Origin of the sequence: Erythrobacter sp., assembly GCA_019739335.1 — a bacterium.
In the GTDB taxonomy this organism is placed as follows: Bacteria; Pseudomonadota; Alphaproteobacteria; order Sphingomonadales; family Sphingomonadaceae; genus Alteraurantiacibacter.
The window spans coordinates 2021751-2037586 of record CP073261.1; the positions used below are offsets into that span (position 1 = coordinate 2021751).

The window sequence follows — 15836 nt, forward strand, 5'->3', positions numbered from 1 at the left end:
GTGGATCGCGTCTACAAATCCACCCCGCTGGCAATCGCTTCCAGCTTGCGGATGCGTTCCTTGAGGTCGGCAATCTCGATCCGGGCCATGCCTTCGGGCGATCCGCGCTCACGCTCCGGCGGAAACTGGCGCATGTCCAGTTCGCGGTTCTTGAGCGCCAGCCAACTCTGCCAGCCCGCCAGCAGGGTGCCAGCCATGATTACCAGCGCCAGCAGCGCGGTGGCGGCAACAAGCATGTCGACTTCCATCATCATCATGTACTCCCTGCCTCTCGTTCCTAATCGTCGCGCAGTTTCTCGATTTCCTCGGCGGTGCGCCGCGCCGGATCGGTGGCAATGCGTTCGAGCACTTTCACCCGCTCGCGCAAGGATTCCACCTCGTGCTCCAGTTCCTCTTCCCGCTCGCTGGGCAGCACGTCCTGGCGATCATTTGGCGGTGGAGCACCGCTGCCGGAGCGGGCGCGCATCAAACCGGCCACCGCGATAATCAACACGATCAGGACAATGGCGCTCCACATGCTCACAGAACCCTTTCTCCTTGCGTCTGGAGTTCGCGCAGGTCTTCGATCCGGCGCGAAAGATCGTTCGATGGATCGGTGACGATCCGTTCGAGCACGCGCAGCCGGTCTTCGAATTGCTGACTGGCTTCGTTCCCGCGCGCAATTTGGCCCGCCTTCGCTTCCTCGATCCGCGCTTGCAGTTCCAGTTTGCGTTCCTTGTGCTGGTGTTCGCGCCTGGTGAGGACGTAGGCGAAGGGAAAGATGATCATCAGCAACGCCACGATAAAGGCGAAGATCAGCATGAGGTCGCTGTCCATCAATTCGTCTCCTGCTTGCTGCGCAGGTTCTCGATCTCGTGCGTCAGGTGGTAGCCACTGTCGGTGACGATCCGCTCCACATTGGCGAGGCGATCCTTCATCGAGCCGACTTCGGCGCGCAGCTGGGCGTTTTCCTGTGTCAGCAGCGTCACCCGTTCGAGCGCTTCGCTGGTGCCCTGCGGCTTTAGTGACTGGCCCCACATGCCTTCGAGCGGATAGCCGTTCTTGATCTTGAGTTTGGTGCTGTGGACCGAGGCCCATATCCCGGCGACCGAGATCACCACAGCTCCGGCCACGATCAGCGGGACATAGTTGAGAATGGCGGCAAGATCGGGGCTCATGATACGCGTTCCTTGTTGGTGAAGTCCACCTGCAGGCCGTTACCGGGCGAGCGCGGACTATCGCGCAGCGCCTCGATTTCGGCGGCGACTGTGTAGCCCTTGTCGGTGACGATGCGTTCGAGCACGATCATGCGATCCTGCATTTTCTCCACCGTTTCCATCAGCTTGCGATTCTGGTCGGCGAGCGCAGCGTTCTGGCGGGTATCCGAACGGTCGGTCTTGCCGCCCCATTCGTCTTCCAGCGAATAGCCGTGCTTGGCGCGAATCCAGTTGTTCACCAGCCAGCCGATGGTGCTGATGGCGACGATCCAGATGACGAATTCCATCACACGTTCTCCCGCTTGGCAAAGGACACGGGCACGCCGTTGTCCGCCGCTTCAACAGAGCGGGTATCGCGCAGTGCCTCGATCTGGGTGGCAATGTCGTAACCGCGATCGGTGACGATCCGTTCGAGCACCTGTACCCGGTCTTCGAGCCGCTGGATGTGCGTCGCATATTGCGCGGCTTTCTCGGCGGTGTGCTCGGCGGTGGCACCGACTTGCATTTCGGCGATCTTCTGCTGGTGCTTAGACCAAATCGCGACGATCGGGATCATGCAGCCGAAGATAATGGCAACGATCGGTATCAACTCACCCATTGTAGTTCCCCTCAATGCGGTTCGGTGGGCTCAGCGCAGCCGTTCGATTTCGGCGGTCAGGCGCGGATTGGAATTGACGTAGAAGCTTTCCACTTCGGCCAGGCGACGATCGACATCCTTCATCTGCGCGCGGATTTCGCGGGCGGTGCGCTTGGGGTTCTGGCGAACGCGCTGCCAATATTGCGTTTCACCCGGATCGGCAGAGTAGAGGTGCGCGGGCTTCTTGTTCAGCAAGATTCCCATGATGATATAGATCGGAATGATGACGCCGCTGGTGATGAACACCATCATGATGGCACCCAGCCGGACCCACAAGGCATTCACCCCGGTATAGTCGGCAACGCCGGAGCATACACCCAGGATCTTGCCATTCTGCTTGTCGCGATAAAGCGTTGTGCGGGGGCTGTTCATTTCCGATTTCCCTTCTTTTCAGCAAGCAGTTCTTCCAGTTCGCGCAAGGGAACATTGTCCACTTCGCGATCGTGCTGGATGCGGGCGGGTTTAAAATCGACATTGTCGGCGGCAACGAGCCGCTCAACGGTGTCCATCCGCTCGTCCAGCCGCTTGGCAAGACTGTAGAGATCTTCCAGCAGCGCCTCGTCATCCGTAGTGATGGTGGCGGCGGTCTTCCACTTGGTCACGTAGTGGAGGATGATCCAAGGCAGGGCGATGAAGATCGCCGCGACGATAAAAAACTCTTCCACGGTCTATTCCCCTTCACTTGTCTTGTCGGCGCTACTGCCCTTCCCGAGCAGGCGCTTCATTTCCTCCAGTTCCTCATCGACCCGGTCACCGCCTTCAAGAGCGGCGAACTGGTCTGCGAGGCTGCCGGTATTGCCCTGCGCGATGCTGAGCGAATCCGCCCGACCTTCGGCATAGTCCACCCGGCGTTCGAGCTGGTCGAAGCGGGTCAGCGCTTCGTCCACCCGTTCGTTGGTCATCAGGCTGCGCAGCTTGACGCGGTTTTCCGCGCTTTCCAGCCGTGCAGCGATCTGGGTCTGGCGGCTGCGGGCTTCGCGCAGCCGGTGCTGCAACTTGGCGATGTCCGCCTCGTAGGCGCGCAGGGCATCGTCGAGGACGGTGATTTCCTGCTTCAGCTGATCGATCATGTCGGTCGCCTTGCGCTTTTCCATCAGCGCGGCACGGGCCAGGTCCTCGCGATCCTTGCTCAGCGCGAGCTGGGCCTTTTCGCCCCAGTCGGCCTGCAACCGGTCCAGCCGCACGGTGTGGCGGTGCATTTCCTTCTGGTCGGCGATCGTCCGCGCGGCGCTGGCGCGCACTTCCACCAGCGTTTCCTCCATTTCGAGGATGATCATGCGGATCATCTTCGCCGGATCGTCTGCCTGGTCGAGCAGCTCGTTGAAATTGGCAGCGATAATGTCACGGGTGCGGGAAAAAATACCCATCCAGTTTCCTCCGGAATAAAGTGCGCGTGCGGTAGGCGTGGGGCTGGTGCGGAGCCGCTCGATCTCCTGATCGAGCCGCGTGCCAACGCGCTTGAGCCCGTCACCGATCGGCACCAGCGGGTTCTTGCTGTGGTCGGTCATGCCAGTTCAACCATCGGCGTGGCGGAGAGCAGCATCTCGTTGCCGGCAATGTCGTGCTGCATCTGTGCGAACACGGTGAAGGCGATCATCGCGGCAATGCTCACCAGCGCCGCATGGCCGAGCTGGGTGCGAAAGAAGCCGGACTTGAACATGCTCAAAAACTCCTGAAAACCTGTATGCGGGGTGAATTGCAACCCGCGTGCCAATTCGCAGGAATGGCGGATTTCCGTGGTTTTTCGCGTCGCCGCATTCGCTTGATATGGTTTTTCTTGCCAGAATATGGGAAAATTTCCTATGTCTTGGGGGATGGATCACAAGTCCCAATTTATCGGCCAATCGGGGGCCTTTCTCGATGCGGTGGAACGCGCCAGCCGCGCCGCGCCGATGGCCCGCCCGGTGCTGGTGATCGGCGAGCGCGGGACCGGCAAGGAACTGATCGCCGAACGCCTGCATCGCCTGTCCAACCGCTGGGAAGGGCCGCTGGTCACGATGAACTGCGCCGCCTTGCCGGAGACGCTGATCGAGGCGGAACTTTTCGGGCACGAGCAAGGCGCATTTACCGGTGCTACCAAGGCGCGCGAGGGAAGGTTCGAGGAAGCCGACGGAGGCACGCTATTTCTCGACGAACTGGGCACCTTGAGCATGGGCGCGCAGGAACGGCTGCTGCGAGCGGTGGAATATGGCGAAGTGACGCGAATCGGGTCCAGCCGCCCGATCCGGGTGGACGTGCGGATCGTCGCCGCCACCAACGAAGACCTGCCGCGCATGGCTGAGGAAGGCCGCTTCCGCCCCGACCTGCTCGACCGGCTGAGTTTCGAGGTGATCACCCTGCCGCCGCTGCGGGTGCGCGAAGGCGATATCCAGGTGCTGGCCGAATATTTCGGGCGGCGGATGGCGGCGGAACTGGGGTGGGAGCAGTGGCCGGGATTTACCGATCACATTGCCTTCGCGATGGAAGACTATCCGTGGCCGGGCAACGTGCGCGAACTGCGCAACGTGGTGGAGCGTGCAGTCTATCGCTGGGACAACTGGGAACAGCCGATCGGCGAAGTGGCCTTCGATCCGTTCGAGAGTCCATGGAAGCCGATCGCCCCGCCGGTCCATGCCACGGGGACTGCTCCCACAAGCAAGCCGACTACCGCACCCGCTTCAACGCCCCGCTTCGACCGTGTAGATGATCTGCGCAGCGCGGTAGACGCGCACGAAAAGGCGATTCTCGAATATGCGCTGGGTGCCAACCGCTGGAACCAGCGCCAGACCGCCAAGGCGCTAGGCCTGACCTATGACCAGCTACGCCACTGTATCAAGAAACACGATTTGACGGCGGCTTAGTCAAGTGCCTGTCGATTGAAGAATTCGACTGTTGCTTTCCACCAAGGGCAGGACTACATAGCCGCCATCCCGGCATTGTCGTGACACTGAAGGGCTGGCGCCAGACGGGGCCGGCACCAAACCGCTTTTGTCACGCCGCTGCCGACCCGCTGGAGACCGAATGGCCGATATCGCCCGCCTTGCCCAGATTATCGAACCCGAAGCCGCAGCGCTCGGATTCGATCTCGTGCGCGTCAAGCTGACGGGCAGCGGCGAGGAGCGTACGCTTCAGGTGATGGCGGAAGATCCTTCCACCGGCCAGCTGGTGGTGCAGCAGTGCATGGAACTGTCGCGCCGGATTTCGGACCGGATCGACGCCGTGGAAGAAGGCGGCGAGGAACTGATCGAAGGTGCCTACCACCTCGAAGTCAGCAGCCCCGGCATCGATCGCCCGCTGACCCGCGCGAAAGATTACGCGCACTGGGCGGGGCACGAAGCGAAGATCGCGCTGACCGAGGAAGTCGATGGCCGCCGCAAGCTGCGCGGCGAACTGCTTGGCATCGATGGCGAGACCGTGACGATCGCGGATAACAAGTCGGGCAAGGTTGCGATCCCGCTCGAACAGATACACTCGGCCCAGCTCGTCCTGACGGACAGGCTGATCGCCGCCACCCGCCCGCTCGATCTTTCGGGCGTCGAAGACATCGAAGAAACAACAGACGAAGAAGAGGTCCAGGACTGATGGCCAGCCCCATTTCCGCCAACAAGGCCGAATTGCTTGCAATCGCGAATGCCGTCGCATCGGAAAAGATGATCGACAAGAGCATCGTGATCGAAGCGATGGAAGAAGCGATCCAGAAGGCCGCGCGCGCCCGCTTCGGTCAGGAAAACGATATCCGCGCCAAGCTCGATCCGCTCACCGGCGACCTGCGCCTGTGGCGCGTTGTTGAAGTGGTCGAGGAAGTCGAGGACTACTTCAAGCAGGTCGATCTGGCGCAGGCGGAAAAGCTGGAGCCGGGCAGTAAGGTGGGCGATTTCATCGTCGATCCGCTCCCGGCGATGGACGATCTGGGCCGCATCGATGCGCAGAGCGCCAAGCAGGTGATCTTCCAGAAGGTCCGCGATGCCGAGCGTGAACGCCAGTACGAGGAATTCAAGGACCGCGCGGGCGAAGTCATCACCGGCGTGATCAAGTCGGTTGAATTCGGCCATGTGATCGTCAACCTCGGCCGCGCCGAGGGCGTGATCCGCCGCGACCAGCAGATCCCGCGCGAGGCCGCCCGCGTAGGCGAGCGGGTGCGGGCGCTGATCAGCAAGGTGGAACGCAACAACCGCGGGCCGCAGATCTTCCTCAGCCGCGCGCACCCCGAATTCATGAAGAAGCTGTTCGCGCAGGAAGTGCCCGAAATCTACGATGGCATCATCGAGATCAAGGCCGCCGCCCGCGATCCGGGCAGTCGCGCCAAGATTGGCGTGATCAGCCACGATTCTTCGATCGATCCGGTCGGCGCCTGCGTCGGCATGAAGGGCAGCCGCGTGCAGGCGGTGGTGCAGGAACTGCAGGGCGAGAAGATCGACATCATCCCCTGGTCGCAGGATACCGCCACTTTCGTCGTCAACGCATTGCAGCCCGCCACCGTGGCGCGCGTGGTGCTGGACGAGGAAGAGGGCCGCATCGAAGTGGTCGTTCCCGATGACCAGCTTTCGCTCGCCATCGGTCGTCGCGGCCAGAACGTGCGCCTTGCCAGCCAGCTGACCGAGAGCCAGATCGACATCATGACCGAGGAAGAAGCCTCGGAAAAGCGCAGCCGCGAATTTGCCGAGCGTTCCAAGATGTTCGAGGAAGAGCTGGACGTCGACGAAACGCTGTCGCAGCTGCTCGTGGCCGAAGGCTTCGTCGAGCTGGAAGAAGTCGCCTATGTCGCGCTCGACGAACTGGCGAGCATCGAAGGCTTCGATGACGAACTGGCCGAGGAATTGCAGAGCCGGGCCATCGAAGCGCTCGAGCGGCAGGAAGCCGCGCACCGCGCCACCCGCCGCGAACTGGGCGTCGAAGATGCGCTGGCCGAAATCCCGCACCTGACCGAAGTCATGCTGGTGGTGCTGGGCAAGGCCGGAATCAAGACGCTGGACGATCTGGCCGATCTCGCCACCGACGAACTGATTGCCAAGCGCCGCGAAGCGCCGCGCCGTCGCAAGACCGAGGAAGGCCCGCAGCCGCGCCGCCCGCAGCGCGCGGAAGACAAGGGTGGGGTGCTCGGCATGTTCGGCCTGACCGAAGAGCAGGGCAACGAGATCATCATGGCCGCCCGCGCGCACTGGTTCGAGGACGAAGACGCAGCAGTTGCTGCGCCCGCGTCCCAAGCAGAGGAGGCCGCTGATGCGGAATCCTCGCAATGACCCATTAGGTTCGCCTAAAACCGAGGCCGATCACTCCTGTGAAAGCGGGAGCGAGCGGCGCTGTGTGCTGACCGGCACCACCGGCTCGCGCGATACGCTCGTGCGGCTGGCGCTTTCGCCTGCCGACGACGACGGCGCCTGCCACGTCCTGCCTGATCCGCTGGCCAAGGCCCCCGGTCGCGGCGCGTGGATTGGTGTGCAGCGCGAGGAACTGACGGCGGCGGTCGCATCGGGCAAGTTGCGCGGCGCGCTTTCCCGTGCGTTCAAGACCGGAAAGCTGGCGATCCCCGACGACCTGCCGCAACGGGTGGAGCAAGGTCTGCGGAAGGCTTTGCTGCAACGGCTCGGCTTGGAAATGCGCAGCGGCAAGCTTATCTTGGGTTCCGACCGGATTGCCCAGGAAGCCCGCGCCGGGGCCGTTGCCGCGCTCTATCATGCCGCCGATGCCAGCGAGGATGGCAAGCGCAAGCTGGACCAGGCTTGGCGAGTCGGTACCGATGCCGAAGGGTCCGGAATGCGGGGTGAAGTCCTGCCACTGGACCGGGAGGCCCTGTCTGTGGCATTGGGCCGCGACAATGTCGTCCACCTGGCGCTTGCCGATGCCAGATCGGCGGAGCGGGTTGCAAGCCCGCTGGGGCGCTTGCAAGCCTTTCTGGGGGCCGCAAACGTGGCCGAAGTGAGCGCGGAAGGGGTAGCGGATGCCGCTGCCCGCACTTCTGCGTGATTGATTGATTCTGAAGGAAAAGTACGAGCACATGAGCGATAACAACGAGACACCGCGCGAACGCAAGCCATTGGGGCTGAAGCGCTCGGTCGAATCAGGAGAGGTCAAGCAGACCTTCAGCCACGGCCGCACCAACAAGGTGACGGTCGAGGTGAAGCGCCGCCGTACGCTCGTGAAGCCGGGCGAAGCGGCTCCCCCGCCGCCGCCGCCAGTGGCTGCTCCGCCTCCTCCGCCGCCCGCACCGGCTCCGGTCGTGGCCCAGCCTGCGCCCAAGCGCGTCTCCGCGCCCGCCGGGGAGACCCCGCAGGAACGCGTAGCGCGCCTCCAGCGCGAGGCCGAGGAAGATCGCCTGCGTCAGGCCGAAGAAGCGCGCAAGCGCGAGGATGAAGCTGCGCGTCTCGCCGCCGAGAGCGAGAAAAAGCGCGCCGAGGACAATCGCCGCGCGCAGGAAGAAGCAGCGAACGCTCCTGAAGTGGCGCCGGAGGCAGCCGATGCGGGCGAACCGGCGGGCGATCCCGCACCGGAGACCGAAGCGACTCCGACAGCCGAAAGCGCTGCTCCGGCGGTGCCCGCCGCACGCCGCTTTACGCCCGTTGCCCGGCCCGAACCCAAGAAGCCGGAAAAGAAGCGCGAGGAAAAGCCCAAACGCGGCACTGCTCCGGCCGATCCTGCCGACAAGAAGTATTCCGGCAAGCTCACGGTCAACCGCGCGCTGAACGAGGACGAGGGCCGACGTGCCCGCAGCCTCGCGGCGTTGAAGCGCGCGCGAGAGAAGGAACGTCGCCTGCACGGCGGCGGTTCGCAGCAGGTCCGCGAAAAGCAGGTGCGCGATGTGATCGTGCCCGAAGCCATCACCGTGGGCGAACTGGCCAAGCGGATGGGCGAAAAGGGCGCGCATCTGGTGAAGGAACTGTTCGCCAACTTCGACATGATGGTCACCGTCAACCAGACGATCGACCAGGACACCGCCGAGCTGCTGGTCGAATCGTTCGGCCACAATATCCAACGCGTTTCCGCCAGCGATGTCGATATCGCGCACGATGTCGATCAGGATCCGGAAGACACGCTGCGTCCACGTCCGCCCGTCGTGGCCGTCATGGGCCATGTCGATCACGGCAAGACCAGCCTGCTCGATGCGCTGCGCAAGACCAATGTCACGCGCGGCGAAGCGGGAGGCATCACCCAGCATATCGGTGCCTATCAGGTGACCACCAAGGACAAGTCCAAGGTGACCTTCCTTGATACGCCGGGTCACGCCGCTTTCACCGAAATGCGCCAGCGCGGGGCCAATGTCACCGATATCGTGGTGCTGGTGGTGGCTGCCGATGACGGGATCATGCCGCAGACGATCGAGGCGATCAAACATGCCAAGGCGGCGGGAGTGCCGCTGATCGTGGCTATCAACAAGATCGACAAGCCCGAAGCCAATGCCCAGAAGGTGCGCGAGCGCCTGCTGGAGCACGAGGTGGTGGTGGAAGCCATGTCCGGCGACGTGCAGGACGTGGAAGTCTCCGCCAAGACCGGCGCGGGTCTCGACGATCTGATCGAGAAGATCGCCCTCCAGGCCGAACTGCTCGAACTGAAGGCCCGCCCCGATCGCGATGCCGAGGCAACCGTGATCGAAGCGCAGCTGGACAAGGGCCGCGGCCCGGTCGCTACCGTGCTGATCAATCGCGGTACGCTGAAGCGCGGCGACAACTTCGTGGTCGGCACGCAGAGCGGCAAGGTGCGTGCGCTGGTGGACGATCAGGGCAAGCAGATCGCCGAAGCCGGCCCGTCGATGCCGGTCGAAGTGCTTGGGCTGGGCGGGGTGCCTTCGGCGGGTGACCGCCTGACCGTGGTGGAGAATGAACAGCGCGCCCGGGAAGTGGCCGCCTATCGCCAGGAACTGGCCACCGAACAGCGCACCGCGCTCGCACCGACCAATTTCGATACCATGTTCAACAAGTCGAACGTGATCGAATGGCCGGTAGTGGTGAAGGCCGATGTGCAGGGTTCTGTGCAGGCAATCGTTTCGGCGCTGCACAACCTTTCGAACGACGACATCAAGGTGCGCGTGCTCAATGCGGGGGTGGGTGCGATCACCGAAAGCGACGTGGTGCTGGCGAATGCCTCCAAGGCACCGATCATCGGTTTCAACGTGCGCCCCAATGCCAAGGCGCGAGAACTGGTGAAGCGCGATGGCGTGCGGATGATGTATCACGATGTGATCTATCACCTGACCGACGAAGTGACGAAGGAACTGCTTGGTGAACTCGGCCCGCTGCGGGTGGAAAACGTGCTTGGCCGCGCCGAGGTCAAGGACGTGTTCAAATCGGGCAAGCGCGACAAGGCCGCCGGTCTGCTGGTGGTGGAAGGGGTTATCCGCAAGGGTCTCCACGCCCGCCTCACCCGCGCCGATGTCATCGTTTCGGCCACGACCATCGCTTCGCTGCGGCGCTTCAAGGACGACGTGGACGAAGTCCGCGCCGGTCTGGAATGCGGCGTGGTGCTGTCCGATACCAACGACATCAAGCCGGGCGACCAGCTTGAAGTGTTCGAGGTGAACGAGGAAGTGCGCACGCTTTGAGCGAGAAGGACGACAACGAGATCGTCAGCGAGAGCTATCGGCGCCGTATGCGGTTGATGGACCGGATCATGGCACCGTTTGATGCGCTCTCGCTGATCGAGTTTTTGTTCTATTTTATCGCTGCGACAGGCATCGTTACCCTCGTGATTGTGAGCATCTAGGTTGGAACAGAGTAACATTCTCCAATGGCCCTCCGTCCGGCTGATGGGCGGGCGCTTCGTCGGCATGGATGCCGAGGCGGGAACGGTCGAGATGGCCTTCACCGCGCCGCCGGAGTTCGCCAACATGCGCGGCACCGTTCAGGGCGGGCTGGCGGCGGGTTTCCTTGACGAGGTGATGGGCGCGGCGGTCTATGCCGCGTGCAAGGGCCGCCTGCAGCTGACGCTCGACATCAATCTCTCGCTGCTGCGCCCGATCCCGCTGGGTGAACTCACCGCCAAGGCGCGGGTGGTGCGGGCCGGGGCTCGGGTGGCCTTCGTCGAAAGCGAACTGTTCGCTCCCGACGGTACGCTCTGCGCCCGCGCGACCGCCACCACCCTGCCGACCGACTGGCCGGGAGCCAAAGCAGGACCCGACGCCTGATGCCCAAACACACCGCCCCCGAAGACCAGTCCGTCCGCCTGCTCAAGGTGGGCGAACGCGTGCGGCATATCCTCTCCGAACTTCTCGCGCGCGGCGAAGTGCATGACGATGTGCTCAGCGCCGTCACCGTCAGCGTCACCGAAGTGCGGATGTCTCCCGACCTGCGCAATGCCAAGGTCTATGTGAAACCGCTGCTGGGCGAGGACGAAGGCAAGGTGCTGAAAGCCCTGCGCACCAACACCGCATTCTTCCAGCGCGAAGTGGCGCAGCGTCTAGGGCTGAAATTCGCCCCGAAGCTGCAATTCCGGGCGGATGAGAGCTTCGACGAAGCAAGCCGGATCGAGCAATTGCTCGACGATCCGAAGGTGCGGCGGGACATTGCGGGCGAGGAATAGTCGCGCTTGGCGTGTCTCAGCGCGGAGCCAGCGCTACGCCCAGTCCACTGCCAAGCACCAGCGCGTCCTCCACTGCGCCCGTCGCGGTCTGTCCGTATCGCTTCATGGCCGCACACCGCAGCCGCCAGCCGACATAGGATGCGCCGATTGCTGTGACCACGGCAACAGCTCCGCCTGCAACGCGACTGCCGCGCGGGGCGAGGGCTGCGCCAGCGTAGGCGGAAGTGAGCGTGCGGGCGATCAGGCCGAGCGGCACGATTCGGTCCGGGGCGGTTTTCATCTTGTCCCCGGCCATTTCGGCCGCTGCTAATGCGACAGTCCCGCCAGCTATGAGGGGATGGCCGATGAGCCGCTCCAGCGGCGCGCCCTTTGGCAGGGTGCCATTGCGCGCCGCGGCGGCAGTCGCGGCAAGCGGGATCATGCTACGTTGGCCGGCAACCAGGCCCATGAGGATCGATCGGATCATTCTCGTGCTCCTGCAAGTGGGTGTCTTTTCGACAATGCGCGGCGGACGCGGTTTTTCCCGAAAACCGTAAGGCAGGTGGATGGCGGCGAACACGGAAATGCGTCACATAGCCGCATGGCCAAGCTCTATTTTTACTACGCCAGCATGAACGCGGGCAAATCGACCACGCTGTTGCAGGCCGATTTCAACTATCGCGAGCGCGGCATGGGCACCATGCTGTGGACCGCCGCGATCGACGTGCGGTCCGAACATCCCATCGCCAGCCGCATCGGGCTGAGCGCGGACGCGCGGCGGTTCACTCCCGGCACCAATCTGTGGCGCGAAGTGATGGCGCAGCACGAGGCCGCGCCGCTCGCCTGCGTGCTGATCGATGAAGCGCAGTTCCTTACCGCGCTGCAGGCGTGGCAATGCGCGCGGCTGGCAGACGAAGGAAACATTCCGGTGCTATGTTACGGCCTGCGCACCGATTTTCGCGGCGACCTGTTCCCCGGCTCGGCAGTGCTGCTGGGGATCGCCGACTCGCTCGTCGAGCTGAAAGCGGTGTGCCACTGCGGCCGCAAGGCGACGATGAACCTGCGCGTTTCGCGCTCCGGCGAAGCGGTGGACGAGGGCGCGCAGACCGAAATCGGCGGTAATGAGCGCTACGTCGCGCTGTGTCGGCGGCACTTTGCGGAGGAACTGGGGATGTACCGGTAGATTGCGCCTAACCCGGCAACGCCTCCATAAACACCCCCGCGCCCGGCCCCAGCGGCAGATCGAGCACCACCCAGGCGACCATCAGCAGCGTCCCCGCTGCCAAAATGCCCAAGCAATAGGGCATCATCATCGCGGTCAGGCTGCCGAGGCCGAAAGTGCGGTTCCAGCGCTGACAGAAGATCAGGATCAGCGGAAAATAGACCATCAGCGGGGTGACGATGTTGGTGGCACTGTCACCCACGCGATAGGCCGCCGTGGTCATTTCCGGCGAGATGCCCACCAGCATCAGCATCGGCACCAGCACAGGGGCGAGGATCGACCACTTGGCGCTGGCCGAGCCAATCAGCAGGTTGAGCGCCGCGCCGAAGAACAGGATCGCCACCAGCATGGCCCAGATCGGCAGTCCGCTGGCCTTCAGCGCGTCCGCGCCCGTTACCGCCAGCACCAGCCCCATGTTGGACCAGGCGAACATCGCCACGAAATGCGCGGCGACGAAGCTGAGGACGAGGTAATAGGCCATGTCCTTCATCGCCTCTGCCATCATCCCGATCAGATCGCGATGATTGCCGATGGTGCCCGCCGCACGGCCATAGACATATCCGGGCAACAGGAAGACCAGCAGGAAGAACGGCAGCAGGCTCTTGTAGAACGGTGTCATCCGGCCTTCGGGCGGCGCGGCGGCGTCGATCAGTGGCGCGTTCGGGCCTATGGTCAGCCAGGTCCACAGGAGCACGAGCGCCACTACCACCAGCCCGGCATTGCGCAGGCCGCGCTTCTGTTCAGGGGAGACCTGCCCGGCGGTTTCGCCAAGCGGTGCATCGCCCGCCAGCGCCGGATCGTAGAGGCCCAGCCGCGGTTCGAGCACGCGGTCGGTTATGAACCAGATTACCGGCAGGTAGGCCACCAGCATCGCGGCGATGAAGTACCAGTTGCCCGCGATATTGGCGGTGTAGGTGCCGAATACCGTCTTCACTGCCGCCTCGGTGATGCCCAGCAGCAGCGCATCGAGCTGGCCGGGAAGCAGGTTGGCGCTGAATGCTCCGGACACGGCGGCAAAGCTGACCCCGATCCCCACCAGCGGATGTCGGCCCGCTGCGTGATAAATGATTGCCGCCAGCGGGATCATCACCACAAAAGCGGCATCGGCGGCGTGGTTGGCCATCATGCAGGCGAAGGCGACTGCCGGAGTCAGCCAGAAACGCGGCGCCCTGGCGACAGTGGCGCGCATTGCTGTCGTGAACAGGCCCGATCGCTCCGCGACTCCCGCGCCCAGCATCACTACCAGCACGAAGCCCAGCGGCGGAAAGCGGGTGAAGGTTTCGGGCATTTCGGTCAGCAGGCGGCGCAGGTTTTCGGTCGAGAGCAGGCTGTCGACCGTGACAATGCGGAAAGTGCCGGTTGCGGGATCGATTTCCGCGGGGTGTGGGGCAGACCATCCGGCCATGCTGGCGGCGACCGAAATCGCCACCAGCACGCCGATAAAATAAACGAACAGCAGCACCGGATCGGGCAGGCGGTTGCCCGTCCGCTCGATCCAGCCGAGAAAGCCTGCCTGTGTCTCGCCCTGTGCTGCCGCGCCCGCTGCCGTCATTTTTGTCCCCCGTCTGGCGGAGAGACTGTCACGACAGGCGGGCGCGGTCCAGCCCTATGCCCGGCCTTACGGCGTGGCGGTGGCCGGGGCTGTTGGCGCGACTGCCGTAGGTACCTCCATGAACACGCTCGCTCCCGGCCCGAGCGGCAGGTCCAGCGCAACCCAGCCCACGGTCATCAGCACGCCCACGATCATCAGGCCGATGGAATAGGGCAGCATCGTTGCGGCCAGCGATCCGAGGCCGAAATCGCTCTGCCAGCGCTGGCAGAAGATCAGGATCAGCGGGAAGTAAACCATCAGCGGGGTGATGATGTTGGTCGCACTGTCGCCCACGCGATACGCCGCCGTTGCCATTTCCGGCGAAATGCCCAGCAGCATCAGCATCGGCACCAGCACCGGAGCGAGCAGCGCCCACTTGGCGCTGGCCGAACCCACGAACAGGTTGAGCAGGGCTGCCACAATCACGATTGCGCCGAGCAGTGCCCAGGCCGGGAGGCCCAGGCCGCCGAGGAAATCCGCGCCGTTCACGGCGAGGATCAGGCCAAGGTTGGACCAGGCGAACATCGCCACGAAATGCGCGGCGGCGAAGGCGAGGACGAGGTAATAGGCCATGTCGCCCATCGAACCGGACATCATCTTCACCAGATCGCGATGATCGCCGATCACTCCAGCGCCCTTGCCGTAGGCCCAGCCCGCCAGCAGGAAGAGCAGGAAAAAGCCGCCGACCAGGCTCTGGTAGAACGGTGTCAGCTGCGCTTCGGCACTGGCGGTCTCGTCAATCAGCGGAGTGCCGGGGCCGAAGGTGAACAGCCCCCACAGCGCGCAGACGGCAAGCACGGCAAGCCCGGCCCATTTGAGGCCCTTCTTTTCGCCGAAGGTAAGCGCGCGGTCCTGCTGTTCGTCATCAGCCGGGCGACCGGCCATCGCGGGGTTCCAGGTGCCGAGGCGCGGTTCGATCATCCGGTCGGTCACGAACCAGATGACCGGCAGGAAAATGAAGGTCATCCCGGCGATGAAATACCAGTTGCCCGCGATATTGGCGGTAAAATCTCCGAACACGGTCTCCACGGCCGCCTCGGTAATGCCGAACAGCAATGCATCGAGCTGACCGGGAACGAGATTGGCGGAAAAGCCGCCCGAAACCCCGGCGAAGGCTGCTGCGATCCCTGCAATCGGATGGCGCCCGGCGGCGTGGAAGATGATGCCCGCCAGCGGAATCAGCACGACATATGCCGCATCGGCAGCAAGGTTGCCGATCATTCCGACCAGCACCACGATCGGGGTCAGTAGCGTCTTGGGGGCATTGCGAACGCCCGCGCGCATCGCGGTGCCGAACAGGCCGGACCGTTCCGCCACGCCCGCTCCCAGCATCACCACCAGCACATAGCCGAGCGGATGGAAGTGAGTGAATGTGGCGGGCATTTCCACCCACAGCCGGGCGATGTTCTCCGCGCTCAGCAAGCTGACGGCATCGATCACCCGGTTGGTGCCGGTCGCCTCGTCGATTTCCACCGGATGGGCGGCGGACAGACCGGCAAGGCTGGCCACGATCGAGATCACCACCAGGATAGCGATCAGCCAGAAGAACAGGAAAACCGGATCGGGCAGCTTGTTGCCCGTGCGTTCGATATAGCCCAGAAAGCCCTTCTGCGGCTGGGGCGGGGTGGCGGCAGTTTCGTTCATGTGCGAATTCCTGTCGGCAATTGAGATCGATCTGGCGTAACACGCGCAGCGGCGTAGGTCTTTACCGCCGCAGACGCA

22 protein-coding genes are annotated in these 15836 nt (G+C 63.6%); 9 read left to right on the forward strand and 13 right to left on the reverse strand.

Going from position 1 to position 15836, the window contains the following annotated elements:
* Positions 1 to 11: 11 nt before the first annotated feature.
* From JY451_09920 to JY451_09965, 10 genes are read right to left on the reverse strand one after another with little or no spacing between them, the layout of a single operon-like run.
* Positions 12 to 257 (reverse strand): hypothetical protein, encoded by a 246-nt coding sequence (locus JY451_09920; GenBank protein ID QZH74070.1) that lies wholly within the window; start codon positions 255 to 257, stop codon positions 12 to 14.
* A 20-nt stretch (positions 258 to 277) separates the two neighbouring features.
* Entirely contained in the window at positions 278 to 523 is a 246-nt protein-coding gene (locus JY451_09925) for a hypothetical protein (protein ID QZH74071.1), read from the reverse strand.
* Positions 520 to 816, reverse strand: coding sequence for a hypothetical protein (locus JY451_09930; GenBank protein ID QZH74072.1), 297 nt, complete (start codon positions 814 to 816; stop codon positions 520 to 522). Before JY451_09930 ends, JY451_09925 begins: the two co-directional genes overlap by 4 nt.
* Complete coding sequence (locus tag JY451_09935; protein QZH74073.1) at positions 816 to 1157, reverse strand: hypothetical protein; 342 nt, start codon at positions 1155 to 1157, stop codon at positions 816 to 818. Before JY451_09935 ends, JY451_09930 begins: the two co-directional genes overlap by 1 nt.
* Complete coding sequence (locus tag JY451_09940; protein QZH74074.1) at positions 1154 to 1483, reverse strand: hypothetical protein; 330 nt, start codon at positions 1481 to 1483, stop codon at positions 1154 to 1156. The genes JY451_09935 and JY451_09940 overlap by 4 nt, the downstream gene beginning before the upstream one ends.
* The gene (locus JY451_09945; protein ID QZH74075.1) at positions 1483 to 1794 is read right to left on the reverse strand and encodes a hypothetical protein; all 312 of its coding nucleotides are present in this window, start codon (positions 1792 to 1794) and stop codon (positions 1483 to 1485) included. Before JY451_09945 ends, JY451_09940 begins: the two co-directional genes overlap by 1 nt.
* A 30-nt stretch (positions 1795 to 1824) precedes the next feature.
* Positions 1825 to 2205, reverse strand: a complete 381-nt coding sequence (gene pspC, locus JY451_09950; GenBank protein QZH74076.1) for an envelope stress response membrane protein PspC — start codon at positions 2203 to 2205, stop codon at positions 1825 to 1827.
* Positions 2202 to 2498, reverse strand: coding sequence for an envelope stress response membrane protein PspB (gene pspB / locus JY451_09955; protein QZH74077.1), 297 nt, complete (start codon positions 2496 to 2498; stop codon positions 2202 to 2204). Before pspB ends, pspC begins: the two co-directional genes overlap by 4 nt.
* Positions 2499 to 2501: 3 nt before the next feature.
* Positions 2502 to 3341, reverse strand: coding sequence for a phage shock protein PspA (pspA, locus tag JY451_09960; protein QZH74078.1), 840 nt, complete (start codon positions 3339 to 3341; stop codon positions 2502 to 2504).
* Positions 3338 to 3499, reverse strand: coding sequence for a hypothetical protein (locus JY451_09965; GenBank protein ID QZH74079.1), 162 nt, complete (start codon positions 3497 to 3499; stop codon positions 3338 to 3340). Before JY451_09965 ends, pspA begins: the two co-directional genes overlap by 4 nt.
* Positions 3500 to 3647: 148 nt before the next feature.
* Here JY451_09965 and pspF point away from each other — a divergent pair, with 148 nt between their 5' ends.
* From pspF to rbfA, 8 genes are all read left to right on the forward strand, one after another.
* Complete coding sequence (gene pspF / locus JY451_09970; protein ID QZH74080.1) at positions 3648 to 4673, forward strand: phage shock protein operon transcriptional activator; 1026 nt, start codon at positions 3648 to 3650, stop codon at positions 4671 to 4673.
* A 160-nt stretch (positions 4674 to 4833) separates the two neighbouring features.
* A complete protein-coding gene (rimP, locus tag JY451_09975) occupies positions 4834 to 5394 on the forward strand; it encodes a ribosome maturation protein RimP (GenBank protein ID QZH74081.1) in 561 nt (186 codons plus the stop codon).
* Complete coding sequence (gene nusA / locus JY451_09980) at positions 5394 to 7052, forward strand: transcription termination/antitermination protein NusA (GenBank protein QZH74082.1); 1659 nt, start codon at positions 5394 to 5396, stop codon at positions 7050 to 7052. Before rimP ends, nusA begins: the two co-directional genes overlap by 1 nt.
* Positions 7033 to 7776 (forward strand): DUF448 domain-containing protein, encoded by a 744-nt coding sequence (locus JY451_09985; protein QZH74083.1) that lies wholly within the window; start codon positions 7033 to 7035, stop codon positions 7774 to 7776. The genes nusA and JY451_09985 overlap by 20 nt, the downstream gene beginning before the upstream one ends.
* Positions 7777 to 7807: 31 nt before the next feature.
* The gene (gene infB / locus JY451_09990; GenBank protein ID QZH74084.1) at positions 7808 to 10345 is read left to right on the forward strand and encodes a translation initiation factor IF-2; all 2538 of its coding nucleotides are present in this window, start codon (positions 7808 to 7810) and stop codon (positions 10343 to 10345) included.
* Positions 10342 to 10506 carry a hypothetical protein gene (locus JY451_09995; protein QZH74085.1) on the forward strand — a complete coding sequence of 55 codons (165 nt, stop codon included), beginning with the start codon at positions 10342 to 10344 and terminating at the stop codon, positions 10504 to 10506. The genes infB and JY451_09995 overlap by 4 nt, the downstream gene beginning before the upstream one ends.
* 43 nt (positions 10507 to 10549) lie before the next feature.
* Positions 10550 to 10927: a PaaI family thioesterase gene (locus tag JY451_10000; GenBank protein QZH74086.1), complete on the forward strand. Its 378-nt coding sequence runs from the start codon at positions 10550 to 10552 to the stop codon at positions 10925 to 10927.
* The gene (rbfA, locus tag JY451_10005) at positions 10927 to 11322 is read left to right on the forward strand and encodes a 30S ribosome-binding factor RbfA (protein ID QZH74087.1); all 396 of its coding nucleotides are present in this window, start codon (positions 10927 to 10929) and stop codon (positions 11320 to 11322) included. Before JY451_10000 ends, rbfA begins: the two co-directional genes overlap by 1 nt.
* Before the next feature lie 16 nt (positions 11323 to 11338).
* Here the strand turns inward: rbfA and JY451_10010 are convergent, their stop codons facing one another.
* Complete coding sequence (locus JY451_10010) at positions 11339 to 11788, reverse strand: DUF4126 domain-containing protein (protein ID QZH74088.1); 450 nt, start codon at positions 11786 to 11788, stop codon at positions 11339 to 11341.
* A 114-nt stretch (positions 11789 to 11902) separates the two neighbouring features.
* Between JY451_10010 and JY451_10015 the strand changes: the two genes are divergently transcribed.
* Positions 11903 to 12484 carry a thymidine kinase gene (locus tag JY451_10015; GenBank protein QZH74089.1) on the forward strand — a complete coding sequence of 194 codons (582 nt, stop codon included), beginning with the start codon at positions 11903 to 11905 and terminating at the stop codon, positions 12482 to 12484.
* A gap of 7 nt (positions 12485 to 12491) precedes the next feature.
* Here the strand turns inward: JY451_10015 and JY451_10020 are convergent, their stop codons facing one another.
* Both JY451_10020 and JY451_10025 read right to left on the reverse strand, forming a co-directional pair.
* Positions 12492 to 14075 carry an AbgT family transporter gene (locus JY451_10020; protein QZH74090.1) on the reverse strand — a complete coding sequence of 528 codons (1584 nt, stop codon included), beginning with the start codon at positions 14073 to 14075 and terminating at the stop codon, positions 12492 to 12494.
* 66 nt (positions 14076 to 14141) lie between these two features.
* Positions 14142 to 15758, reverse strand: coding sequence for an AbgT family transporter (locus JY451_10025; protein ID QZH74091.1), 1617 nt, complete (start codon positions 15756 to 15758; stop codon positions 14142 to 14144).
* Positions 15759 to 15836 lie beyond the last annotated feature (78 nt).

Coding starts and splice junctions, on each gene's coding strand:
- JY451_09920 (QZH74070.1), bottom strand. CDS start 257: ATGATGATGATGGAAGTCGACATGCTTGTTGCCGCCACCGCGCTGCTG.
- JY451_09930 (QZH74072.1), bottom strand. CDS start 816: ATGGACAGCGACCTCATGCTGATCTTCGCCTTTATCGTGGCGTTGCTG.
- JY451_09935 (QZH74073.1), bottom strand. CDS start 1,157: ATGAGCCCCGATCTTGCCGCCATTCTCAACTATGTCCCGCTGATCGTG.
- JY451_09940 (QZH74074.1), bottom strand. CDS start 1,483: ATGGAATTCGTCATCTGGATCGTCGCCATCAGCACCATCGGCTGGCTG.
- JY451_09945 (QZH74075.1), bottom strand. CDS start 1,794: ATGGGTGAGTTGATACCGATCGTTGCCATTATCTTCGGCTGCATGATC.
- pspC (QZH74076.1), bottom strand. CDS start 2,205: ATGAACAGCCCCCGCACAACGCTTTATCGCGACAAGCAGAATGGCAAG.
- pspA (QZH74078.1), bottom strand. CDS start 3,341: ATGACCGACCACAGCAAGAACCCGCTGGTGCCGATCGGTGACGGGCTC.
- pspF (QZH74080.1), top strand. CDS start 3,648: ATGGATCACAAGTCCCAATTTATCGGCCAATCGGGGGCCTTTCTCGAT.
- rimP (QZH74081.1), top strand. CDS start 4,834: ATGGCCGATATCGCCCGCCTTGCCCAGATTATCGAACCCGAAGCCGCA.
- nusA (QZH74082.1), top strand. CDS start 5,394: ATGGCCAGCCCCATTTCCGCCAACAAGGCCGAATTGCTTGCAATCGCG.
- JY451_09985 (QZH74083.1), top strand. CDS start 7,033: ATGCGGAATCCTCGCAATGACCCATTAGGTTCGCCTAAAACCGAGGCC.
- infB (QZH74084.1), top strand. CDS start 7,808: ATGAGCGATAACAACGAGACACCGCGCGAACGCAAGCCATTGGGGCTG.
- JY451_10000 (QZH74086.1), top strand. CDS start 10,550: ATGGGCGGGCGCTTCGTCGGCATGGATGCCGAGGCGGGAACGGTCGAG.
- rbfA (QZH74087.1), top strand. CDS start 10,927: ATGCCCAAACACACCGCCCCCGAAGACCAGTCCGTCCGCCTGCTCAAG.
- JY451_10010 (QZH74088.1), bottom strand. CDS start 11,788: ATGATCCGATCGATCCTCATGGGCCTGGTTGCCGGCCAACGTAGCATG.
- JY451_10015 (QZH74089.1), top strand. CDS start 11,903: ATGGCCAAGCTCTATTTTTACTACGCCAGCATGAACGCGGGCAAATCG.
- JY451_10020 (QZH74090.1), bottom strand. CDS start 14,075: ATGACGGCAGCGGGCGCGGCAGCACAGGGCGAGACACAGGCAGGCTTT.
- JY451_10025 (QZH74091.1), bottom strand. CDS start 15,758: ATGAACGAAACTGCCGCCACCCCGCCCCAGCCGCAGAAGGGCTTTCTG.